Source organism: Nonomuraea sp. NPDC050643, from assembly GCF_040654715.1.
Taxonomy (GTDB): domain Bacteria; phylum Actinomycetota; class Actinomycetes; order Streptosporangiales; family Streptosporangiaceae; genus Nonomuraea.
In genome coordinates, this window is the sequence record NZ_JBFAIM010000018.1 from 79,962 (window position 1) to 100,135 (window position 20,174).

24 protein-coding genes are annotated in these 20,174 nt (G+C 69.7%); 14 read left to right on the top strand and 10 right to left on the bottom strand.

Annotated features, from left to right (window positions below; all coding sequences use genetic code 11):
• Position 1: 1 nt before the first annotated feature.
• Complete coding sequence (locus AB0I15_RS25060) at positions 2 to 484, bottom strand: CarD family transcriptional regulator (protein ID WP_043624891.1); 483 nt, start codon at positions 482 to 484, stop codon at positions 2 to 4.
• 179 nt (positions 485 to 663) lie between these two features.
• On the opposite strand from AB0I15_RS25060, the gene AB0I15_RS25065 reads away from it, so the two are divergent.
• Positions 664 to 1,317: a copper chaperone PCu(A)C gene (locus AB0I15_RS25065; protein WP_358099982.1), complete on the top strand. Its 654-nt coding sequence runs from the start codon at positions 664 to 666 to the stop codon at positions 1,315 to 1,317.
• 50 nt (positions 1,318 to 1,367) lie between these two features.
• Here the strand turns inward: AB0I15_RS25065 and AB0I15_RS25070 are convergent, their stop codons facing one another.
• A complete protein-coding gene (locus AB0I15_RS25070) occupies positions 1,368 to 2,060 on the bottom strand; it encodes a response regulator transcription factor (protein ID WP_358099985.1) in 693 nt (230 codons plus the stop codon).
• Positions 2,057 to 3,238, bottom strand: a complete 1,182-nt coding sequence (locus AB0I15_RS25075; RefSeq protein ID WP_358099988.1) for an ATP-binding protein — start codon at positions 3,236 to 3,238, stop codon at positions 2,057 to 2,059. Before AB0I15_RS25075 ends, AB0I15_RS25070 begins: the two co-directional genes overlap by 4 nt.
• Positions 3,239 to 3,362: 124 nt before the next feature.
• Between AB0I15_RS25075 and phoU the strand changes: the two genes are divergently transcribed.
• Both phoU and AB0I15_RS25085 read left to right on the top strand, forming a co-directional pair.
• Entirely contained in the window at positions 3,363 to 4,007 is a 645-nt protein-coding gene (gene phoU, locus AB0I15_RS25080) for a phosphate signaling complex protein PhoU (RefSeq protein ID WP_358099991.1), read from the top strand.
• A 207-nt stretch (positions 4,008 to 4,214) separates the two neighbouring features.
• Complete coding sequence (locus tag AB0I15_RS25085; protein WP_358099994.1) at positions 4,215 to 4,493, top strand: hypothetical protein; 279 nt, start codon at positions 4,215 to 4,217, stop codon at positions 4,491 to 4,493.
• Positions 4,494 to 4,684: 191 nt separating this feature from the next.
• Here the strand turns inward: AB0I15_RS25085 and AB0I15_RS25090 are convergent, their stop codons facing one another.
• A complete protein-coding gene (locus AB0I15_RS25090; RefSeq protein ID WP_358099997.1) occupies positions 4,685 to 5,134 on the bottom strand; it encodes a carboxymuconolactone decarboxylase family protein in 450 nt (149 codons plus the stop codon).
• Between the two features lie 83 nt (positions 5,135 to 5,217).
• Between AB0I15_RS25090 and AB0I15_RS25095 the strand changes: the two genes are divergently transcribed.
• Entirely contained in the window at positions 5,218 to 6,096 is an 879-nt protein-coding gene (locus AB0I15_RS25095) for a sigma-70 family RNA polymerase sigma factor (RefSeq protein WP_358100000.1), read from the top strand.
• A 70-nt stretch (positions 6,097 to 6,166) separates the two neighbouring features.
• Here AB0I15_RS25095 and AB0I15_RS25100 read toward each other — a convergent pair whose 3' ends face one another.
• From AB0I15_RS25100 to mshA, 3 genes are read right to left on the bottom strand one after another with little or no spacing between them, the layout of a single operon-like run.
• Positions 6,167 to 6,910: a phosphoglyceromutase gene (locus AB0I15_RS25100; RefSeq protein WP_358100003.1), complete on the bottom strand. Its 744-nt coding sequence runs from the start codon at positions 6,908 to 6,910 to the stop codon at positions 6,167 to 6,169.
• A 55-nt stretch (positions 6,911 to 6,965) separates the two neighbouring features.
• Positions 6,966 to 7,445 carry a YbjN domain-containing protein gene (locus AB0I15_RS25105; protein WP_358100006.1) on the bottom strand — a complete coding sequence of 160 codons (480 nt, stop codon included), beginning with the start codon at positions 7,443 to 7,445 and terminating at the stop codon, positions 6,966 to 6,968.
• A 38-nt stretch (positions 7,446 to 7,483) separates the two neighbouring features.
• On the bottom strand, positions 7,484 to 8,722 hold the full coding sequence (mshA, locus tag AB0I15_RS25110) for a D-inositol-3-phosphate glycosyltransferase (protein WP_358100343.1): 1,239 nt from the start codon (positions 8,720 to 8,722) through the stop codon (positions 7,484 to 7,486).
• Between the two features lie 153 nt (positions 8,723 to 8,875).
• Between mshA and AB0I15_RS25115 the strand changes: the two genes are divergently transcribed.
• From AB0I15_RS25115 to AB0I15_RS25125, 3 genes are all read left to right on the top strand, one after another.
• On the top strand, positions 8,876 to 9,619 hold the full coding sequence (locus AB0I15_RS25115) for an SDR family NAD(P)-dependent oxidoreductase (protein ID WP_358100009.1): 744 nt from the start codon (positions 8,876 to 8,878) through the stop codon (positions 9,617 to 9,619).
• On the top strand, positions 9,612 to 10,403 hold the full coding sequence (locus AB0I15_RS25120) for a class I SAM-dependent methyltransferase (RefSeq protein WP_358100012.1): 792 nt from the start codon (positions 9,612 to 9,614) through the stop codon (positions 10,401 to 10,403). Before AB0I15_RS25115 ends, AB0I15_RS25120 begins: the two co-directional genes overlap by 8 nt.
• A gap of 104 nt (positions 10,404 to 10,507) precedes the next feature.
• Positions 10,508 to 13,252, top strand: coding sequence for an AbfB domain-containing protein (locus AB0I15_RS25125; RefSeq protein ID WP_358100015.1), 2,745 nt, complete (start codon positions 10,508 to 10,510; stop codon positions 13,250 to 13,252).
• Between the two features lies 1 nt (position 13,253).
• Here AB0I15_RS25125 and AB0I15_RS25130 read toward each other — a convergent pair whose 3' ends face one another.
• Entirely contained in the window at positions 13,254 to 13,757 is a 504-nt protein-coding gene (locus AB0I15_RS25130; protein WP_358100018.1) for an O-acetyl-ADP-ribose deacetylase, read from the bottom strand.
• Between the two features lie 105 nt (positions 13,758 to 13,862).
• On the opposite strand from AB0I15_RS25130, the gene AB0I15_RS25135 reads away from it, so the two are divergent.
• The 5 genes from AB0I15_RS25135 to AB0I15_RS25155 all read left to right on the top strand — a co-directional run bounded on the left by AB0I15_RS25135 (position 13,863) and on the right by AB0I15_RS25155 (position 16,580).
• Positions 13,863 to 14,219 (top strand): BlaI/MecI/CopY family transcriptional regulator, encoded by a 357-nt coding sequence (locus AB0I15_RS25135; RefSeq protein WP_103961548.1) that lies wholly within the window; start codon positions 13,863 to 13,865, stop codon positions 14,217 to 14,219.
• Positions 14,216 to 15,121, top strand: coding sequence for a M56 family metallopeptidase (locus AB0I15_RS25140; protein ID WP_358100021.1), 906 nt, complete (start codon positions 14,216 to 14,218; stop codon positions 15,119 to 15,121). Before AB0I15_RS25135 ends, AB0I15_RS25140 begins: the two co-directional genes overlap by 4 nt.
• Positions 15,122 to 15,182: 61 nt before the next feature.
• Positions 15,183 to 15,674 (top strand): helix-turn-helix transcriptional regulator, encoded by a 492-nt coding sequence (locus AB0I15_RS25145; protein WP_358100024.1) that lies wholly within the window; start codon positions 15,183 to 15,185, stop codon positions 15,672 to 15,674.
• Positions 15,675 to 15,677: 3 nt separating this feature from the next.
• On the top strand, positions 15,678 to 16,094 hold the full coding sequence (locus AB0I15_RS25150) for a hypothetical protein (RefSeq protein ID WP_358100027.1): 417 nt from the start codon (positions 15,678 to 15,680) through the stop codon (positions 16,092 to 16,094).
• 120 nt (positions 16,095 to 16,214) lie between these two features.
• Entirely contained in the window at positions 16,215 to 16,580 is a 366-nt protein-coding gene (locus tag AB0I15_RS25155; RefSeq protein ID WP_358100030.1) for a DUF2516 family protein, read from the top strand.
• Positions 16,581 to 16,583: 3 nt separating this feature from the next.
• Here AB0I15_RS25155 and AB0I15_RS25160 read toward each other — a convergent pair whose 3' ends face one another.
• Positions 16,584 to 17,141 carry an SGNH/GDSL hydrolase family protein gene (locus AB0I15_RS25160; RefSeq protein ID WP_358100033.1) on the bottom strand — a complete coding sequence of 186 codons (558 nt, stop codon included), beginning with the start codon at positions 17,139 to 17,141 and terminating at the stop codon, positions 16,584 to 16,586.
• Between the two features lie 172 nt (positions 17,142 to 17,313).
• Here AB0I15_RS25160 and AB0I15_RS25165 point away from each other — a divergent pair, with 172 nt between their 5' ends.
• Positions 17,314 to 18,048 carry an alanyl-tRNA editing protein gene (locus tag AB0I15_RS25165; RefSeq protein ID WP_358100036.1) on the top strand — a complete coding sequence of 245 codons (735 nt, stop codon included), beginning with the start codon at positions 17,314 to 17,316 and terminating at the stop codon, positions 18,046 to 18,048.
• Positions 18,049 to 18,067: 19 nt separating this feature from the next.
• Here AB0I15_RS25165 and AB0I15_RS25170 read toward each other — a convergent pair whose 3' ends face one another.
• Positions 18,068 to 18,970 (bottom strand): TetR/AcrR family transcriptional regulator C-terminal domain-containing protein, encoded by a 903-nt coding sequence (locus AB0I15_RS25170; protein ID WP_358100038.1) that lies wholly within the window; start codon positions 18,968 to 18,970, stop codon positions 18,068 to 18,070.
• Between the two features lie 109 nt (positions 18,971 to 19,079).
• Here AB0I15_RS25170 and AB0I15_RS25175 point away from each other — a divergent pair, with 109 nt between their 5' ends.
• Positions 19,080 to 20,153 carry an FAD-dependent monooxygenase gene (locus tag AB0I15_RS25175; protein WP_358100041.1) on the top strand — a complete coding sequence of 358 codons (1,074 nt, stop codon included), beginning with the start codon at positions 19,080 to 19,082 and terminating at the stop codon, positions 20,151 to 20,153.
• Positions 20,154 to 20,174: the final 21 nt, after the last annotated feature.

A 20,174-nucleotide genomic window follows, 5' to 3' on the forward strand; every position in this document is an offset into this window, starting at 1 on the left:
TTCAGGAGTTGAGGACCTCGTCGAGAAGGGCCTCAGCCTTGTCCTCATTGGTCTTCTCGGCCAAAGCCAACTCGCTGACCAGGATCTGGCGCGCCTTGGCGAGCATGCGCTTCTCGCCGGCGGACAGGCCGCGCTCGCGGTCCCTCCGCCACAGGTCCCGAACAACCTCGGCGACCTTGTTCACATCGCCGGACGCGAGCTTCTCCAGATTGGCCTTGTAGCGACGAGACCAGTTGGTCGGCTCTTCCGTGTGCGGCATCCGAAGGACGTCGAAAACCCGCTCAAGGCCTTCCTGACCGACAACATCGCGCACACCGACGAGTTCTGCGTTTTCAGCTGGCACCTGGACGGTAAGGTCGCCCTTGTCGACCTTGAGCACCAGGTAGGTCTTTTCCTCACCCTTGATGGATCGCTTCGTGATTGCTTCGATCCGAGCAGCCCCATGGTGGGGGTAGACGACAGTGTCGCCGACCTGGAAAGTCATGTGACAAGTACCCCTTCCGCTGTACTCCAGGGTACCACGCATCCACAGCCTCCCGGAACAGTGAAATCCTCATAACTGCAGGTCAAGGCCGCATATTGGGGCTTGACAAGTGCTCAACTCTATGAATCGCATTTGCGGACATAGCGAATGACCTGCGGGGGTGCGGATATGACCTTGCATTGGGGTGGATATGGTGGGCGCTGCACATCACGCACGCGCGAGACCTGCGCAAGACCAAGGAGTACCCGCCCGTGACCAGCCGTCGCTGGATTGTCGTAGCCGCCGCGTTCTTGGCCGCCCCCGTGCTGGCGGGCTGCGGGGCCGGATTCGACGCCACCACCAACAAGCCGTACGCGCCCAACGAGGCGCAAGTGTTGATCGATAAGGGTGCATACGGCAACAAGAGCGGCATTCACATCCCGCAGGCGTTCATCCTCGGCCCCGACTCCGGCGCACAGCTCGCCTGGCGCGGCTCGGCCCCCGTCTACCTGAACATCCTGAACACCGCAGGCGCCCCCGACACCCTCCAGGCCGTCTCCGCCGGCACCTTCGCCACCGCGAAGATCACGGCGCCCATCCAGCTCCCGAGCAACCAGCTCGTCAACACCGGCAAGCCCACCCCGCAGATCATGCTCGAGGCGCTCTCCAGGAGCCTCAGGGGCGGCGAGACCATCAAGTTGGATCTCCAGTTCGCCAACGCGGGTGTCGTGTCCATGAACGTGCCTGTGGTCACGCGCAGCCGCGAATATCAGGAATACCCCGCGGCCCCGGGCGCCACCGCGGCCCCCACGCCCACCCCGACGCCCTCCACCCCCGCCGAAGAGGGCCACTGACCCAGAAAACCCTTGTTCCGGTACGGCTCCCGTACCGGAACAAGGGTTTTTCAGTCTTCGGTCGCGTCGAACTTGTAGCCCAGGCCGCGCACGGTCAGGATGCAGCGGGGGTTGGAGGGGTCGGCCTCGATCTTGGCGCGCAGGCGCTTGACGTGGACGTCCAGCGTCTTGGTGTCGCCCACGTAGTCGGCGCCCCAGACGCGGTCGATGAGCTGGCCGCGGGTCAGGACCCGGCCGGCGTTGCGGAGCAGCACCTCCAGCAGCTCGAACTCCTTCAGGGGGAGCTGCACCTGCTCACCGCGTACGGCGACGACGTGTCTGTCGACGTCCATGCGCACCGGGCCGACGGCCAGCACGGCCGTCTCCAGTTCTTCCACGACGTCGCCCTGGCGGCGCAGTACGGCGCGGATGCGGGCCACCAGCTCCCGGGAGGAGAAGGGCTTGGTGACGTAGTCGTCGGCGCCCAGCTCGAGGCCCACGACCTTGTCGATCTCACTGTCCTTGGCGGTCAGCATGATGACCGGCACCTTGGAACGCTGCCTGAGCGAGCGGCACACCTCCGTGCCCGGCAGGCCGGGCAGCATCAGGTCGAGCAGCACCAGGTCGGCGCCGTTGCGGTCGAAGGTGTCGAGCGCCTCGGGCCCGGTCGCCGCGACCGACACCTCGAAGCCCTCCTTGCGCAGCATGTAGGACAGGGCGTCGGAGAAGGACTCCTCGTCCTCCACGACAAGTACACGCGTCATTGGGCTGCCTCCAAGGGAATCGAGGGTGGTACTGCCACCGCCGTGCCGCCGAAGGCGGGCAGGCGGAGCGTGAAGGTGGAGCCGGACCCTTCCTTGCTCCAGACTGACACCTCGCCGGCGTGGGCCGCGGCGACGTGCTTGACGATGGCAAGGCCGAGCCCGGTGCCGCCGGTCGCCCGCGATCTGGCGGCGTCGACGCGGAAGAAGCGCTCGAAGATGCGCTCCAGCGACTCCTCGGGAATGCCGATGCCCTGATCGCTGACGCTGATCTCGACGGAGTCACCCGCCGGCCGCACGCTGACGACCACCCGCGTGTGCTCGGGACTGTAGGCGACGGCGTTGTCGATCAGGTTGCGCAGGGCGGTGACGAGCAGTTCGTCGTCACCCCAGACACGCAGGCCCTCCGTGCCGCCCGAGACGAGCGTGATGTCCTTGGCGGCGGCCTTGGTGTTGCAGTGGTCGATGGCGTCGTGAATGGACTCGTCGATGGAGACCTGGCCCGGCGTCGGGATGGGCTCGGCGCCCTGGATCCGGCTGAGCGTGATCAGGTCCTGGATGAGGTAGTTGAGCCGGGCGGCCTCGTGCTGCATACGCCCGGCGAAACGGCTGACGGCCTCGGGGTCGTCGGCGGCGTCCTGAATGGTCTCGGCCAGCAGGCTCATGGCGCCCACCGGGGTCTTCAGCTCGTGGCTGACGTTGGCGACGAAGTCGCGGCGCACGGCCTCGACCCTGCGCCGCTCGGTCTGGTCCTCGGCCAGCACCAGCACCTGGCCGTAGGAGCCCAGGGGCGCCACGCGTACGGCGAAGTTCGTGGTCTCCTGGCCGAACTTGTGCCCGGCGACGTCGATCTCGCTCTCACGGATCTCACCGTCGCGGCGCACCTGCCGGGCCAGGGCGAGCAGCTCCGCGGCCATCAGGCGGTCACCCTTGACCAGCCCGAACGCCCGCGCGGCCGAACTGGCGCGCAGGACGCGGTCATGGGCGTCGAGCACCACGGCGGACGAAGGCAGCACGGCCAGCACGGACGCCACGCCCTGAGGCAGGGCGGCACCGGTCTCGACGCTGTCGGTCGCACCGGTCCGGCTCGGAGCCTCGATCTGATTGCGGTAGAACAGGACCGCCAGGGCGCCCACGACGAACCCGGCCAGGGCCGCGAAGCTCATGGCCATCTCACTCATGCCTCCGATGGTAGGCGGCGTTTTCCCAGGGACAGACCCTCTCATCAGGGGATGAACGACCCTTTCCTGGAAAGTTCATCTGGCAGTAGGGGTTCGTTCATCGAGCGGCACGTACGGTGACGGCATGCGCGACGCGTACCATGAAGAACTTGATTTGCTGACCGACAAGCTGGTCGAGATGACGAGGCTTGTCCGCTCGGCCATCTCCCGTGCCACCACGGCCCTCCTCGACTCCGACCTCGGGCTCGCCGAGAGTGTCATTTCCCGGGACGAGGAAGTGAACGCCACCTTCGCCGACATCGAGGCGTCCATCTTCGAACTGATGGCCCGGCAGCAGCCGGTCGCGGTGGACCTGCGAATGGTCATCACGGCGCTGCGCATGGGCACCGACCTGGAACGCATGGGCGACCTGGCCGTCCACGTCGCCAAGGTGGCCCGCCTGCGCCACCCGGACTCGGCGATCCCGCCGGAGTTGCGCTCGACCATCCTGGAGATGGGCCAGATCGCGGAGAACCTGGTCACCAAGGCCGGGAGTTGCGTGGCCTCGCGGGATGTGGAGTCGGCGCTCGAACTCGAGCAGGACGACGACGCGATGGACCGGCTGCACAGGAGGCTGTTCCGGAACATCCTGGCCAAGGACTGGCAGCACGGGGTGGAGCCGGCGATCGACATCACGCTGGTGGGCCGGTATTACGAGCGGTACGCGGATCACGCGGTGCGAGTGGCCCAGGACGTCGTCTACCTGGTCACCGGAGCCCGCCCGGCCTGACATCGCGTGTCCTCGGCTCAACGGCCCGGACCCAGGCTGTGTCCTGTGGGGCACGCCCCCACACCCCCGGCGAGGGGCCTTCCGGCCCCTCGCGCTCCCCGGCCCCGAAGGGCCGCCACGCCAGCAAGTCCGGAAGTGAGAAGCCGTCCGGGATGCGCGATGCTGAGGGCCGGTACGGTGCCGATGGGAGGGCCGATGGGAGGGCCGATGGCGGACGAACACGCGCAGACGACGGGCCGGTGCCACACGTGCAAGCGCACCTTCAGCTACGACCCGAAAGAGGTCGAGACGGTGCTGATCGATCCTGAAACCCGGCTTCCACCGGGATTCACGGTCCTGGGCACACTGCGCCCGGCCAAGCCCGAAGCTGTGGCCAGGTCGGTCGATGAGCCGATCTGTCCTGACTGTGTGGACAAGGCCAAGCGGTTCATCGAGGACACCAATCAGCCGCCTCAGTGGAAGAGCTGGCCGCCGCGTAGGAATTAGTGCTCCACAGCGGTCCCGGATCCGCTGAATGTGTGAAGAGCCCTTCGCCGTGGCCCTAACATCGTCTGCGGACAGACCGGTTACCGAGCTGGGCGGAGGAAGGCCTTCGCCCAGCTCAAGCGTCGCCACCGCACATCTGGCGAAATTCGCGGGCTTCGGCTACGTGATTCGGGGATGACGCCCCGCCCGGCCTACCAGGTCTTGCCGGCCTGCTCCCGGATCGTACGGTTGATCCGGTTGAAGAAATTGGTCAGCGCGATCTCCAGGTTGATCGCGGACAACTGCTCCTCGTCGAAGTGGGCGGCGGCCGCGTCCCAGATCTCGTCGGTCACGCCTGGCGCGCCGTCCTGGATCCGGGTGGCGGCCTCGGTCAGCGCGAGCGCGGCTCGCTCCGCCTCGGTGTAGAACGGCGTCTCGCGCCAGGTGACCACGTTGTGCAGCCGTTCGTCGGTCTCTCCTTGCTTCTTGGCCGCCGCGATCCCGGCGAAGACACACGGGCTGCAGCCGTTGATCTGGCTGGCGCGCAGGTGGACCAGCCCGAGGACGAGCGGGTCGACGCCACCTGCGTGAATCGCCTTGTAGAGGTGCTGGATCGCCGTCACCACGTCGGGGTTCGCCCTGCTCTTCATACGTGCTTCCATCGGTCATGCTCCTTCATCGGTTACCTGTGCCCGTCCGGGCCCGTCATGACCGATGACGGAGCGGATCCGAGGAAGGTAACAACATGTCCGACACCAGCCCGGCGGACCCGGTGGGGGAGGCGTTCGAGGCGCAGCGCGACCGGCTGCGCGCGGTCGCCTACCGCATGCTCGGATCGCACGCCGACGCCGAGGACGCGGTCCAGGAGACCTGGCTGCGGCTCTCCCGGCAGGACACGGCGACCATCCACAACCTCGCCGGCTGGCTGACCACGGTGGTCGGCCGGATCAGCCTCGACGTCCTGCGATCACGCCAGGCCCGCCCCGAGGCGTCCTACGACGACCGGCTGCCCGAACTCGTCGTGACGGTCGACGACAACCCTGTGCCGGAGGACGACGTGGCGCTCGCCGACTCGGTCGGGCTCGCGCTCATGGCCGTCCTGGAGTCGCTCGGACCGAGCGAGCGGCTGGCGTTCGTGCTGCACGACCTGTTCGCGGTGCCGTTCGACGAGATCGGCCGGATCCTCGGAAAGTCCACCGACGCCACCAAGATGCTCGCCAGCCGCGCCCGCAGGAAGGTGCGGGCGACCGAGCGGCCGGCGGCACCCACACGGGAGCAGCGTGAGGTGGTCCAGGCCTTTCTGGCGGCGGCTCGGCACGGCGACTTCGAAGGGTTGCTGCGCGTGCTCGACCCCGAGGTGAAGCTGACCATCGACACCCCCGACGGTCCGGTCGTCGTCCTCGGCGCCACCAAGGTCGCCGCCGGCTCGCGACTGCCCGCCGGCGCGGGCACGCAGGGGCGGGCGGTGCTCGTCGACGGCCTTCCCGGGATCGTGTCCTGGCGTGCGGACGGCAGCCCGCTCTCGGTCATCGCGTTCACCGTCGTGGACGGCCGGATCGTCGGCATCGCGGCCGTGAGCGACCCGGCCAGGCTCGCGTCGATGCACCTGCCGGATCCGGAGTGAGGCGTCACCGCAGGACGGGCCGGGGTGTGGAGCTTGCCCCACTCCCCGGGCGCGGAGTCGGCCTCCGAGGTCAGCGGCCCTGGTTGGCCACGGCTTCGATGGCGGCCTTGGCGGCGTCGGGGTCCAGGTATCGGCCCCCGCGCACCGTCGGGTGGTAGTCCGCGTCGAGTTCGTACACCAGGGGGATGCCCGTGGGGATGTTCAGGCCGGCGATCTTCTCGTCGCTGATGCCGTCGAGGTGCTTGACCAGGGCGCGGAGGGAGTTGCCGTGGGCCGCCACCAGGACCGTGCGGCCGGCGGCCAGGTCGGGGACGATCTCGTCGTACCAGTAGGGCAGCATGCGGTCCACGACGTCCTTCAGGCACTCCGTCCGGGGCATGAGCTCGGACGGGAGCAGGGCGTAGCGGGGGTCGCCGGCCTGGGAGTATTCGTCGTCGTCGGCGATCGGGGGCGGGGGGACGTCGTAGGAGCGGCGCCAGAGCATGAACTGCTCCTCGCCGAACTCCTCCCGGGTCTGCGCCTTGTTCTTGCCCTGAAGGGCGCCGTAGTGGCGCTCGTTGAGGCGCCAGCTCCGCTTCACCGGGAGCCAGAGGAGGTCGGCCTCCCCGAGCGCCAGGTTGGCCGTCTGGATGGCCCTGTTCAGGAGGCTGGTGTGGACGACGTCCGGGCGCAGTCCGGTCTCCTGGAGGAGCTTGCCGCCTCGGCGGGCCTCGTCTTCGCCCTTGGCCGAGAGGCTCACGTCCACCCAGCCGGTGAACAGGCCCTTCGCGTTCCAGTCGCTCTCGCCGTGTCTTAGCAGCACCAAAGTCGCCATGCGGCCAATCCTATGGTTTGCGAGAAGGCCTCAGGGGAGGAGGTGGCGGGGTGACTCAGCGGTCGGGGTCGGCGAAGCGGGCGAAGGCCTGGAGGTTGGCGAGGGACTCGCCGCGCCTGGCGCGCCACTCCCACTCCCGCCTGATGGAGGAGGCGAAGCCCAGCTCCAGCGCCCGGTCGAACCAGTCGTCCGAGTACGTCAGCACGCACCCCAGCAGCCGATCGACCTCCTCCGCCGTGATCGCCGCCAGGGGAACCCGCCCCACCAGGTAAACGTCGCCGACGGGGTCGAGCGAGAAGTGCACCCCGTACATCGAGCCGTTCTTGCCCAGCAGCCAGCGGTAGAACTCGGTGTGGTTCTCGTCGGGCTGGCGGCAGAAGAACGCCTCGACGTGCAGCACCCGCTCCCCCACGATCAGCCAGGTCATGGTGGCGAGCTTGTGCTGTCCGGGCAGTTTGACCAGGAACGCACCTGGCCGCGGCTCGTCATAGGTGACGTCCGCGGCCTTGAGTGCGGCTTCCACGACATCGCGCATGCGGACCAGGATAGAAGGCCGGTAGAACAAAGGTCGGGTCAGAAGTTGAGGGCTACGGGGATCTTGTGCAGGTTCGCGACGGCGGCGGCGTACACGTCCATCAGGTTCGAGGCCGTGGACTGCCAGCCGAACGCGGCCGCGTGCGTACGGGCGTCTCGTGAGAGCTGGTCGCGCCAGCGCGGCGAGATGGTGAAGCGGCGCAGCGCCTGCGCCCAGTCGGCCGGGTCGTGGCCGTCGACGAGCAGGCCCGACACCCCATCCCGTACGGCGGTGCGCAGCCCGCCCACGGCGGCGGCGGCCACCGGCGTGCCGCACGCCTGCGACTCCAGGGCGACCAGCCCGAACGACTCGTTGTAGGAGGGGACGACGGTGACGGAGGCGGCCCGGTACCAGTCGGCCAGTTCCTGCTGGGGAGCGGGCGGCACGAGGCGTACCACGTCGGAGATGCCGAGTTCGGCGGCCAGTTCGGTGAGGATGGAGGGCCTGGCCAGACCGTTGCCCGAGGGGCCGCCGACGCACGCGACCACGAGCCGGCCGCGCAGGGACGGGTCGTCGATGAGCATCCGGGAGGCGGCGCGCAGCAGCACGTCGGGGGCCTTGAGCGGCTGGATGCGGCCGACGAACAGCAGGACGTGCGCGTCCTGCGGCAGGCCGAGGCGGTGCCGGGCCGCGCCCTGTGAGGCGGGCTGGAAGACGGTGAGGTTGACGCCGGGGTTGACGACGGCGACGCGCTGCTCGGGGGCGCCGTACAGGTCGATGAGCTCGCGGGCCTCGTCGGCGGTGTTGGCCACGAGACGGTCGGCGATCTCGACGACCTGCTCCTCGCCGACCACGCGGGCCTTGGGCTCGGGCTTGTCGCCCTGGGCGAGCAGCAGGTTCTTGACCTTGGCCATGGTGTGCATGGTGTGCACGAGCGGCACGCCCCAGCGCTCCTTGGCCAGCCAGCCGACCTGGCCGGACAGCCAGTAGTGGGAGTGGATGACGTCGTAGCGGCCCGGTTCGTACATGGCCTCGGTGCGCAGCACCTCCGACAGGAACGCGCAGAGCTGGCCGAGCAGCTCGCCCCTGTCCATCTCCTCGTACGGGCCGGCCGTCAGGTGCCGTACGAGGACGCCGGGGGCGAGCTCGGCCACGGGTGGCAGGTCACGGGCGGTGGCCCGGGTGAAGATCTCCACCTCCACCCCGAGTTGAGCCAGCCGTTTGGCCGACTCGACGATGTACACGTTCATGCCGCCGGCGTCGCCCGTACCGGGCTGGTCCAGCGGTGACGTGTGCATGCTGATGGTCGCGACCCGGTTGACCCGTCGTCGCCTCACTCGACACCACCTCCAAGCGGGTTATAACCATCAGGAATTTTTCGACATTCCCGACATGCAGTCACAACTGGGGGTACACGACCGCCTCAATCACCTCCTGGCAGGATGAGGGGCATGCGGAAAACGGCTGTGGTGACCGGTGCGAGCAGTGGGATCGGGGAGGCGACCGCGCGTCGGCTCGCCGCCGAGGGTTTCGAGGTCGTGGCGGGGGCCCGGCGCCGCGACCGGCTGGACAAACTGGCCGCGGAGGTGTCCTCGATCAGGCCGGTCACGCTGGACGTGACCTCTCAGGAGTCGGTCGACGCGCTGGCCTCCTCTCTCGAGCGCTGCGACGTCCTGGTCAACAACGCCGGCGGAGCGCTCGGTATGGAATCGGTCGCGGACGGGGGGCTGGATGACTGGCAGCGGATGTACGACACGAATGTGCTCGGTTCTCTCCGCATGACCCAGGCGCTGATCCCCAAACTCGTCGAGTCGGGCGACGGCGTGCTGGTGATGCTGACCTCGACGGCGGGACTGACCTCGTACGAGGGCGGGGGCGGCTACTGCGCGGCCAAGCACGCCCAGAGCTCGATGACCGAGACGCTCCGCCTGGAGCTCGTCGGGCAGCCGGTGCGCGTGGTCGAGATCGCGCCCGGCATGGTGCGGAGCGAGGGCTTCGCGGTGACCCGGTTCAGGGGCGACGAGGCGGCCGCGGCCCGCGTGTACGAGGGCGTGCCAGGGCCGCTGACCTCCGACGACGTGGCCGACGCGATCGCCTGGTGCGTGACCCGTCCCGCCCACGTGAACGTCGACCGCCTCGTCATCCGCCCCCGTGCCCAGGCCGCGCAGCACAAGGTGCATCGCGTAAGTGGCTAAACCGGTCGGGGCGATCACCCGGGGGACGACGGGCCACAACCGCCTGCGGCGGTGCGACCGCTGGATCGCGGCCGTCCACGGGCCCGCGCTGCGCCGCGCCGAGCGGCCGCTCGTGGTGGACCTCGGGTACGGCGCCTCGCACACCACGACGCTGGAGCTGTTCACCCGGTTGCGCCGGGTGGCGCCCGGGGTCGAGGTGGTGGGCATCGAGATCGACCCGGCCCGGGTGGCGGTGGCGAAGCCGTACGAGCGGGAGGGGCTGAGCTTCCGGCTCGGCGGCTTCGAGCTGCCCGTCCCCCGCCCGCCGGCCCTGATCCGCGCCTTCAACGTGCTGCGGCAGTACGAGGAGAAGGACGCCTGGCGTTACTGGGAGGCGCTCACGAAGCGCCTGGCCCCCGGCGGCGTCCTGGTCGAGGGCACCTCGTCCGAGAACGGGCGGCGGGCGGTCTGGGTGGGGCTTTCGCCGGAAGGACCCCTGACCATCACGTTCTCGGCGCGTTTCGCGGCCTTCGAGCGGCCTTCCGACCTGGCGGACCGGCTGCCGAAGACGCTCATCCATCGGAACGTGCCGGGTGAGCGCATTCATGCGTTCTTGACCGACTTCGACCGTGCGTGGGCGGTCAGTGCCCCTTATGGGGTCCATGGGCGGCGGCAGCGATGGCTGGCCGCCGTACAGGCTCTGGCGAGCTCCTGGCCGGTGCCTGCGCACCCGCCGCTGGGCGGTTCCGGCAGGTGGCGGCTGGGCGAGCTGACCCTGCCGTGGTCGGCCGTAGATCCCTCATAAATGGTCTATTTCGCACAGGTGATCTCCGTTATATGGTCACAGTGCGCTCTAAATCGTTCAAGTTCGGTCGGGGGAGTCAGCACGGTCCTCGTCAAGGAGCCGAAATGAGCAGGTTCTCAGGCTGGGCCCGCCGCATGGTCGCGGTGGTCGTCCTCTCAGGAGCAGTCGTCGCCTTACCCGTGCAGGAGGCGCTGGCCGCGCCCCCGCTCACCACTCCATGGACCGCCGAGGTGACACCGGCCAACGCGCTGCCGGAGTACCCGCGTCCGCAGCTCGTCCGCCAGGAATGGCAGAACCTCAACGGCCTGTGGCAGTTCGCCGGGACCGGGGCCATCACCACCCCGCCGGTGGGGCAGAACCTGGCCGAGCAGGTGCTGGTGCCGTACCCGATCGAGTCGGGGCTGTCGCGCGTCCAGCGGCACGAGGACCGCATGTGGTACCGCAGGACGTTCACCGTGCCGGACACCTGGTCGGGCCGCCGGGTGCGGCTCAACTTCGGCGCGGTGAGCTGGGAGAGCCGGGTCTGGGTGAACGGCGTCTCGGTCGGCGCCCACACCGGCGGCTACGACCCCTTCGGCTTCGACGTCACCCCGGCTCTGCGCGCCGGCTCCAACGAGCTCATCGTCGGCGTGTACGCCCCCGTGGACACCACCGGCGCCCCCATCGGCAAGCAGCGCCGCTCACCGGGCGGCATCTTCTACACCGCGCACTCCGGCATCTGGCAGACCGTGTGGATGGAGCCGGTCAACGCCGCGAGCGTCACGCGCCTGGACACCGTGCCCGACGTGGCGGCCGGGCAGCTCGACCTCGTCGTGCAGGCGGCGGGCGCGTCGGGGCAGCAGGTACGGGCCGAGGTCATGACGGGCGGGACCGTGGTCGGCACCGCGACCGGCGCGATCGGCGCGCACCTGCGGGTGCCGGTGCCGAACGCGCGGTTGTGGACCCCCGACGACCCCTTCCTGTACGACCTCAGGGTCACGCTGACCGGAACCGGCGGCGGCGACGTCGTGACCGGATATTTCGGGATGCGTTCGGTGGGCAAGGCCGTGGTCGGCGGCGTCCTGCGCCCGACGCTCAACGGCAGGTTCGTCTTCCAGCTCGGCACGCTCGACCAGGGCTACTGGCCCGACGGCATCTCCACCGCCCCCACCGACGCGGCCCTGCGCTTCGACCTGGAGCAGCAGAAGGCGCTCGGCTTCAACACCGTCCGCAAGCACGTCAAGGTCGAGCCCGCCCGCTGGTACTACTGGGCCGACCGCCTCGGACTCATGGTCTGGCAGGACATGCCCTCGATGCGCACCGGGACGACCCCCTCGGCCGCCGACCGGGCCAACTTCGAGAGCGAGCTGCGCCGCGTGGTCGACCACCTGCGCGGGATCACCTCGATCGTGCAGTGGGTGCCGTTCAACGAGGGCTGGGGCGAGTACGACCCCGCCCGCATCGCCGACCTGGTCAAGAGCTGGGACCCGACCCGCCTGGTGAACAACAACTCGGGCTCCAACTGCTGCGGCTTCGACGGCGGCAACGGCGACGTGGTGGACGACCACATCTACGTCGGCCCCGGCACCCCGCAGCGGCCCAGCGCGACCCGGGTGGCCGTGCTCGGCGAGTTCGGCGGCCTCGGCCTGCTCAGCCCCGGGCACCAGTGGCCGGGCACCGGCTTCGCGTACGAGATGACCCCCGACCCGACCGCCCTCACCAACCGGTACGTCTCGATCAACGAGCAGCTCAAGCCCCTGATCGTGAACAACGGCCTGTCGGCCTCCGTCTACACCCAGCCGACGGACGTCGAGAACGAGGTCAACGGCCTGTGGACGTACGACCGCAGGGTCATGAAGATGAACGCCGACCGCGTACGGGCCGTCAACCGCTCGGTCGTCCAATCCGCCACCGGCCTGACGGCGGGCGGCCTGGTCTCGCTCCGCGTCACCACCTCCGGCCACACCGACCGCTTCCTGCGCCACCAGGACGGCCTGGCCCGCACGGACGTGGTCACCGCGGCCGGCGCGGACACCCTCAGGCAGGACGCCACCTTCTGGGTACGCCAGGGCCTGGCCGACGCCGCCTGCCTCTCCTTCGAGTCCCGCAACTTCCCGGGCCACTTCCTGCGTCACTCCGCCTACCGGGTGCGCAAGGACGCCCGCGACGGGACGGCCCTGTTCGACCAGGACGCCACGTTCTGCACCCGCGCCGCGCAGGCGGGCACAGGCGTGTCGCTGGAGTCGCTCAACCAGCCGGGGCACTTCCTGCGTCACTACGGGGAGGCCGTCCACATCGCGCGCAGCGGCGGCCCGAACGCCTGGGACACGGCCGCCTCGTTCGCCGCGGACGTCACCTGGCTGCCGGCCACGCCGTGGTGGCGCAGCGGCGCCGACCTGACGGTGGGCGCGGCCCAGTCGCTGCGGGTGACCACGCCGGGCTTCACCGACCGCTACCTGCGGCACCAGGACTCGCCGGCGCGCACGGACGTGGTGACCGCGGCCAGTGCGCAGGGGCTCAAGCTGGACGCCACCTTCTTCGTCCGGCGGGGGCTGGCCGACGGGAGCTGCTACTCGTTCGAGTCGCGCAACTTCTCCGGGCACTACCTGCGGCACGCCGACTTCCGGGTACGCAAGGACGCGCGCGACGGGACGGCGCTGTTCGACCAGGACGCCACCTTCTGCGCCCAGCCGCCGCGGGCGGGGGGCACGGGGGTGACGCTGGCGTCGTACAACATCTCGAACCACGCCGTCCGGCACTACGCGGAGGCCGTCCACATCGCGGTGCCGAGCGGCTCGCACGCCTTCGACTCCCCCGCCGGCTACGACCAGGACGTGACGTGGGCGGTGGCGCCGCCGTGGGCGCCCTGACTCACAGGCGCGCCTCGAACGCGGCGTAGGCCGCGCCGTCGAGCAGCACGAACCGGACGTCCGCCACGTTCGTCTCCGCCGCCCGCACCGTCTCCACGGCGATGCGGGCGGCGTCGTCCACGGGCCAGCCGTAGATGCCGGCCGAGATCGCGGGGAAGGCCACCGACGTGGCCCCCAGCTCGTCGGCGACCCGCAGCGACTCCCGGTAGCAGGAGGCCAGGAGCGCGGAGCGGTCCTCCGACCTCGCGTGGACGGGGCCGACCGTGTGGATCACCCAGCGCGCGGCCAGCCGGCCGGCCGTCGTGGCCACGGCCTGACCGGTCCGGAGACCCTTGCCGTATCGGGAGGCGCGCAGCTTCCTGCACTCCTCGAGGATCTCGGGCCCGCCCCGGCGGTGGATGGCGCCGTCCACACCGCCGCCGCCCATCAGGGAGGAGTTGGCGGCGTTGACGATGGCGTCGGCCCGCTGCTCGGTGATGTCTCCCTGGACAAGCGTGATCTCCATGTCACCGACCGTCCCAGCGACCGGGGCCCCTGGCAAGCACCGCGACACGGGCGCCGACCGGACCCGTTTGCCAGCTCGACGCGTTGTAGAGCTACCCTGAATGACGTGAAGGGTCTTGGCGAGCTTGAGCGCAGCATCATGGACATCCTCTGGGCGGAGAGCAGTGCGCTGACCGCCCGCGAGGTCGGCAGGCTGATAGCCGACCGCGATCTTGCCCCCACCACGGTCATGACCGTCCTCGACCGCCTCACCCGCAAGGGCTTCCTCCAGCGCACCCGCGACGGCCGCGCGTGGAGGTATCAACCGGCGGAAAGCCGTGACGCGTACATCGCCGAGCTTATGCTTGAGGCGTTGGACCTGACGGGTGACCGCTCGGCCGCCCTCGCCCGCTTCGCCCAGGCCGTTTCCGGGCCCGAGGCGGAGATCCTGCGCCGAGCCCTCACGGAGCTGGAGGAAGAGTGATCACGGCAGCGGCGCTGGCAGCGCTCGCCACGGCGTGCGCGGTCGGCTCCTGGCGTTTCACCACGGCCCGGTGGACCTCTCGCGCCCCCCGGCTGGCCATCATTCTCTGGCAGTCCCTCGGCGTGACGTGGGGGCTGGCCACCACCGGCGCGATGCTCGCCTACGCCGTCCAGCCCTACGGCGCCGGCGTGCTGCCCGGGCTGATCGCGTTCGCGCAGGGCGAGACCCCCGCCCAGGCCTGGGACCCGCTGCACGTGCTGGCCCTCATCGCGGGGCTCACCGCGCTGGCCGTGCTGGTCGCGGTGCTGCTCACCGCGGGCGTGCAGGCGCTGCGGGCGCGCAGGCGGCACCGCATGCTGCTCGCGCTGATCTCGCACGACAACCCCGGCGTGCCGGGTGTGCGGGTGCTGGCCCATCCCAGCGCCGCGGCCTACTGCGTCCCGGGGCTGCGCTCGCAGGTCGTGGTCAGCGAGGGCGCGCTCAAGCTCCTGTCCGAGGACGAGCTGGCGGCCGTGCTGGCACACGAGGCGGCGCACGTACGCGAGCGCCATGACCTGGTGCTGCTGCCGTTCGCCGCGCTGCGCAGGGCACTGCCCTGGTCGAGGGTGGTCGCGGACGCGCAGGCGCAGGTGGAGCTGCTGATCGAGATGGCCGCCGACGACCGGGCCCGGCGCTACTGCTCACCGCGCAGGCTGGCCACGGCGCTGCTGCGGTTCGGCACCGCGGGGGCCATGCCGACCCCGCACGGCATGCTGGGCGTGCATGCCCACAACGTCATGGCCAGGGTGAACCGCCTGATCAAGCCGGATCCCGAGCTGGCCACGTCGGTGCGCTACGGATTCATCACGCTCTCTGTGACGTTGCTCACCTCCGCGCCCTTCCTGTGGGTCATCCAGCTCTAACGCTTGCAAAAGTTAATCACCGCGTTTGCAATTGCAAGCACCGCAGGGCAGACTATGAGGCATGGCACTACCCAAAGTCGGCTCGATCGGCGAATACATCCGCGACCAGCGGCAGCAGGCGAAGATCTCGCTGCGCCAGCTCGCCGCGGCGGCGGGGGTCTCCAACCCCTACCTCAGCCAGATCGAGCGCGGCCTGCGTAAGCCGAGCGCGGAGATCCTCAACCAGATCGCCAAAGGTCTGCGCATCTCCTCGCAAGCGCTCTATGTGCAGGCGGGCCTCATCGAGGACCGCGAGCCGCCGAGCGACGTGATCACCGCGATCAGGGCCGACGCACTTCTGAGCGAACGGCAACGCCAGGTGCTGATCGACATCTACGAATCTTTTCGCAAGGAGAAGCGCGCCGAAGACGAGCAGACCTCCCAGAACGCTCGCCCCCGGCACGACTCCGATTCGGACGACGAGCCGCTGCCCGAGGAGTTTCTCGCCGCACTTGAGCCCTATGCGACGACCTCACGCAACGGCGACGTCACCCACGAAACCAAGGAAGGTTAACCCATGACGCTGGCCACCGAGGTAAAGAAGCTCACCGAGTCCAAGCCGTTCTACGCTGTGGCGGGTGTCGGCGACTTCGCCGTCGAGAAGCTGCGTGAGCTGCCCGAGCAGCTTCAGCGGCTGCAGACGCGCCGTTACGACCTGGCCAAGGACCTGCCGGTCAAGGCCCGCGAATACGCCGACAAGGCCGAGGGCATCGCCCGGGAGTTTCCGGAGAAGGCCCGCGTGTACGCCGACCAGATCACCCTGAAGGCCACCGAGGTCTACGAGGACTTCGCGACGCGCGGCCGCAAGGTCGTCAGCAAGGCGAGCGGTGAGGCCGCGCTCGAGCTCGAAGAGGTGTCGGTGGCCGCCGAGCCGCCCGTCGCCGAGCCCGTCGAGCCGGTCAAGAAGCCCCGCACCACCAAGCCCAAGGCCTGACCTGACGACTGGGCCCGTCTCCCATCGGGAGGCGGGCCTTTCCCATCGAGGTTGCCCGCCTGTCGGGGGCGCCTATTAGGCTGAAGCCGTTTCATCGCGGCGTTGGGCGGAGCCAACAACATGAACATGATCAACGGTCTCTTCAACCTTCTCTTCCTGGTGCTGGCCGCCGTCATCTTCGGCATGTCGGTCTACGCCCTGGTGCACGCCATCCGGGTGCCGGCCGACGCGTTCGTCTCGGCGGGCAAACTGCAGAAGAACCTTTGGCTGCTGATCCTCGGCTTGGCCACGCTGTTCTCCGCTGCGGGGGCTTACAGCTACCTCATCACTTTCATGCTCGTCGGCGGCGCCGACTTCATGGGCATCGGTCTCGGCCTGTTCTCCATCGCGGCGGTCGTGGCGGCCACGATCTACATCGTGGACGTCAAGCCGGCCGTCAAGGGCATGGGCGGCCGGGGTAACAGCGGCCCCTACGGCCCCTGGTAGAGATCACGACAGCTCGGCCGCCAGCCAGGTGGCGATGCGCTCGTGCCCGGCGTGCGTGGGATGCACGCCGTCGGGCAGGATCGCCTCCGCGGGCCAGCGCTCGCTCATGGGGTCGAGGAACGGCACGCCCACTCCGCCGGCCGCCTCCGCCAGCGCGTCGCGCACCCGATACGCCTTCGCGGGCGCGCCCTCCAGCCAGATCGGGCCCACCATGACGACCTTGGTGCCCGGCCAATGGGCGCGCACCTCGGCCAGCAGGCGCTGGGCGGCCTGGCGTACGTGTGCGGTGCTCCAGCGGCGGTCGTTGTGGCCGCCGGAGATGACCAGCAGGTCGGGGGCCGGGCGCCAGGCCAGCTCCACCTCGAAGGAACGCTGGAACGTCCGCCCCACGCGCCCCTTGCTGAGAAAGCCGGTGCCGCCCGCGCCCGCGATGACCGGCTGCCAGCCCAGCAGGCGCGCGGTCTCCGACGCGTACGTCTGCCACGTCGGCACCGGCCCCGACCCGACGGTGAAGCTGTCGCCCACGAACATCATCACCGGCGCCGCCGGCTTGGAGTTCACGGCGACGCGCGTGGCTTCCGGCTTGGCGCTCACGGCGGCGCGGGGTTTTTCCGGCCCGTCGGCAGCGCATCCCGATATTGCGTAGAAAATCCCCAAAATCGCGATAACCGGGGCGATTCGCGGACGATTCATCGGGCCACGCATGAACACCCCGGGGCACTAGGCTGCCGATATGACTCACGACCTCCACGGACGCACGCAGCGATTGGAACTGTCGGACCAGAACCTGCGCGAGTTCGAAGCCGTCGTCCTGGACGCCACGCCCGAAGGGATCGTGCTGAGCCGGTCGGCATTCTATCCGGGCGGTGGCGGCCAGCCGGCGGATCACGGAGTCCTGATCTGGCAAGGTGTCGAAACCCGCATCGCGGGAGTGCGCAAGGGCGACGACCTCGTTCTCATCCCGGCGGAGGGCGACCCGATCCCGCCGGTCGGCACCGTGGTAGAGGCGGCGGTGGCCGACGCGCGGCGCTCGGCGCTCATGCGCACGCACTCGGGGCTGCACGTGCTGTGCGGGGTCGTGTTCAGGGACTACGGCTGCCTCGTCACCGGCGGCAACATGGACGAGCTCAGCGCGCGCATGGACTTCGACCTGCCCGAGGTGCCCGCGGGGTTCAAGGAGACCGTGGAAGACGCCTGCAACGCCGAGATCGCCGCCGACCGGCGCATCGACGTACGGGTGCTGCCCCGGCCGGAGGCGTTCGCCATCCCCGACATCGTCCGCACGGCCACCAACCTGGTGCCGGAGAGCGTCCAGGAGGTGCGCATCGTCGACATCGTCGGCCTCGACACCCAGGCTGACGGCGGCACCCACGTGGCCTCCACCAAGCAGATCGGCCGCATCAAGGTCGCCAAGATCGAGAGCAAGGGCCGGGGCTTCCGCCGCCTGCGCATCCAGATCTCCGACTGACACTCCCGCGACCCGGGGCCTAGCCGGGTTCGATCATCCGGGTGAGACCGTCCAGCAACGGACCCAGGCCGAACTCGAAGAGCCGGTCGAGGTCCAGATCGAAGTCCCCCAGCTCCTCCAGGAGCCGGCGGAAGGCGGGGCTCGACCGGGTGACCGCCCCCATGAGCTCCTCCTGCCGGCTCAGCCACTCCTCGTCCGTGAGCCCGGTGGCCGCCCTGGCCTGCCGTTCCATGTCGATGTGGGCGGCCACGCCCTGCACGTAGCTGTAGACGAGGATCTGCACGTACAGCTTGGTCTCGGCCTCGAGCCTGGTGCTCTGCAGGGCCTCCATGACGAACTCGGTGTGCTGGAGCAGGCCGGGCACGGGCAGCGGCCTGGTCAGCGGGGTGACCCCGGCCAGCCACGGATGGGCGCGGTAGGCGGCCCACTGCACGCGCGCCGACGCCTCCAGCCTGGCCCGCCAGCCGGGCGGCGGGCCGGCGGGCAGCGGGAACCGGGCGAACACGGCGTCGACCATGAGCATGACCAGGTCGTCCTTGCCGCCCACCCGCCGGTAGAGGGACATGGTCGCCACGCCCAGCCGGCTCGCGATGCCGCGCATGGTCAGCTCCGGCAGCCCCTCGGCGTCGGCGATCTCGATGGCCGTGCGCACGATGCGCTCGCGCGTCAGGTCGCCCTCGGACGCGCCCGGCCGCCGCACCGCCCTGCCCCCGCGCGTCTCCGCCACGATCGTGCCCACGCGCGGCTCGGCGACCACGACGCCCTCCTGTGCCAGCAGCGTCAGCGCCTTGGCGGCCGTGGCCAGGGCGACGCCCCAGTCTCGGGCGAGCTGCCGGGTGGAGGGCACCCGCTCCCCCGGCCGTAGCCGGCCGTCCGCGATGCGCTGCCTGATGTCGGCCACGATGCGCGCGCTCGAACTCATCACCACTCCCCTGTACTAGTACAGATCCTGTCATCATAGCCTTGCTGTCTGCTGTATGTACAACGTACATTCAGCTCTGCGTACAACGTCAACAAGCAGGGAGCACATCGTGAAGGTTCTCGTCTCCGGAGCGAGCGTCGGCGGTCCCGTCCTGGCCCACTGGCTGCGTCGGGGTGGGCACGACGTCACGCTCGTCGAGCGGGCGCCGGCGCCGCGCAAGGGCGGCCAGGCCATCGACATCAGGGGCGCGGCGCTGACCGTGGCGGCGCGCATGGGCGTGCTCGACCGGATCAGGGAGCTGCGGACGACCATGCGCGGCATGTCGATGGTGGACACCGCGGGCAACGAGCTCATGCGCGACGAGGAGGCCACGCTCAGCGGCGGCCGGTTCGACGGCCCCGACGTCGAGATCATGCGCGACGACCTCAACGGCGTTCTCATCGGCGCCTCGGACGCCGCATACCTGTACGACGACTCGATCGCCACCCTCACCCAGGACGGCCACGTCACGTTCGAGAGCGGACGCCAGGGCCGCTACGACGTCATCGTCGGCGCCGACGGCCTGCACTCCAACGTGCGGCGGCTGGCCTTCGGGCCCGAGGAGCGGTTCCTGCACCACATGGGCACGTACGTCTCCATCTACAGCGCCGACAACTTCCTCGGCCTCGACCACTGGCAGACCTGGTTCACCGAGGGCGAGGCGGGCGGCGCGCTCTTCAGCGACCGCGACACCAGCGTGATGCGGGTCAACCTGGGCTTCAGGGCCGGCGTGATCGAATACGACTATCGCGACCTCGAACAGCAGAGGCGTCTCATCGAGCGGCACTGCTCCGCGGTCTACGAGGCTCCCAGGCTGCTGGAGGCCATGTGGAAGGCCGACGACTTCTACTTCGACTCCATGGCCCAGGTCAAGATGGAGCGCTGGTCCACGGGCCGGGTGGCGCTGGTGGGCGACGCGGGCTACTGCGCCTCGCCGCTGTCGGGGCAGGGGACGAGCCTGGCCATGGTGGGGGCGTACGTGCTGGCGGAGGAGCTCAACAGGGACCCGGAGACGGCGTTCGGCCGCTACGAGGAGCGCCTGCGCCCGTTCGTCGCCGCGAACCAGGCGCTCGCGTTCGAGAACCCCGGCCAGGGTGCCGCCCCGGAGAGCGTCCAGCGAGCGGCGACCAGCATCACGCTGTGACAAACCGCTACGATTTGCCGC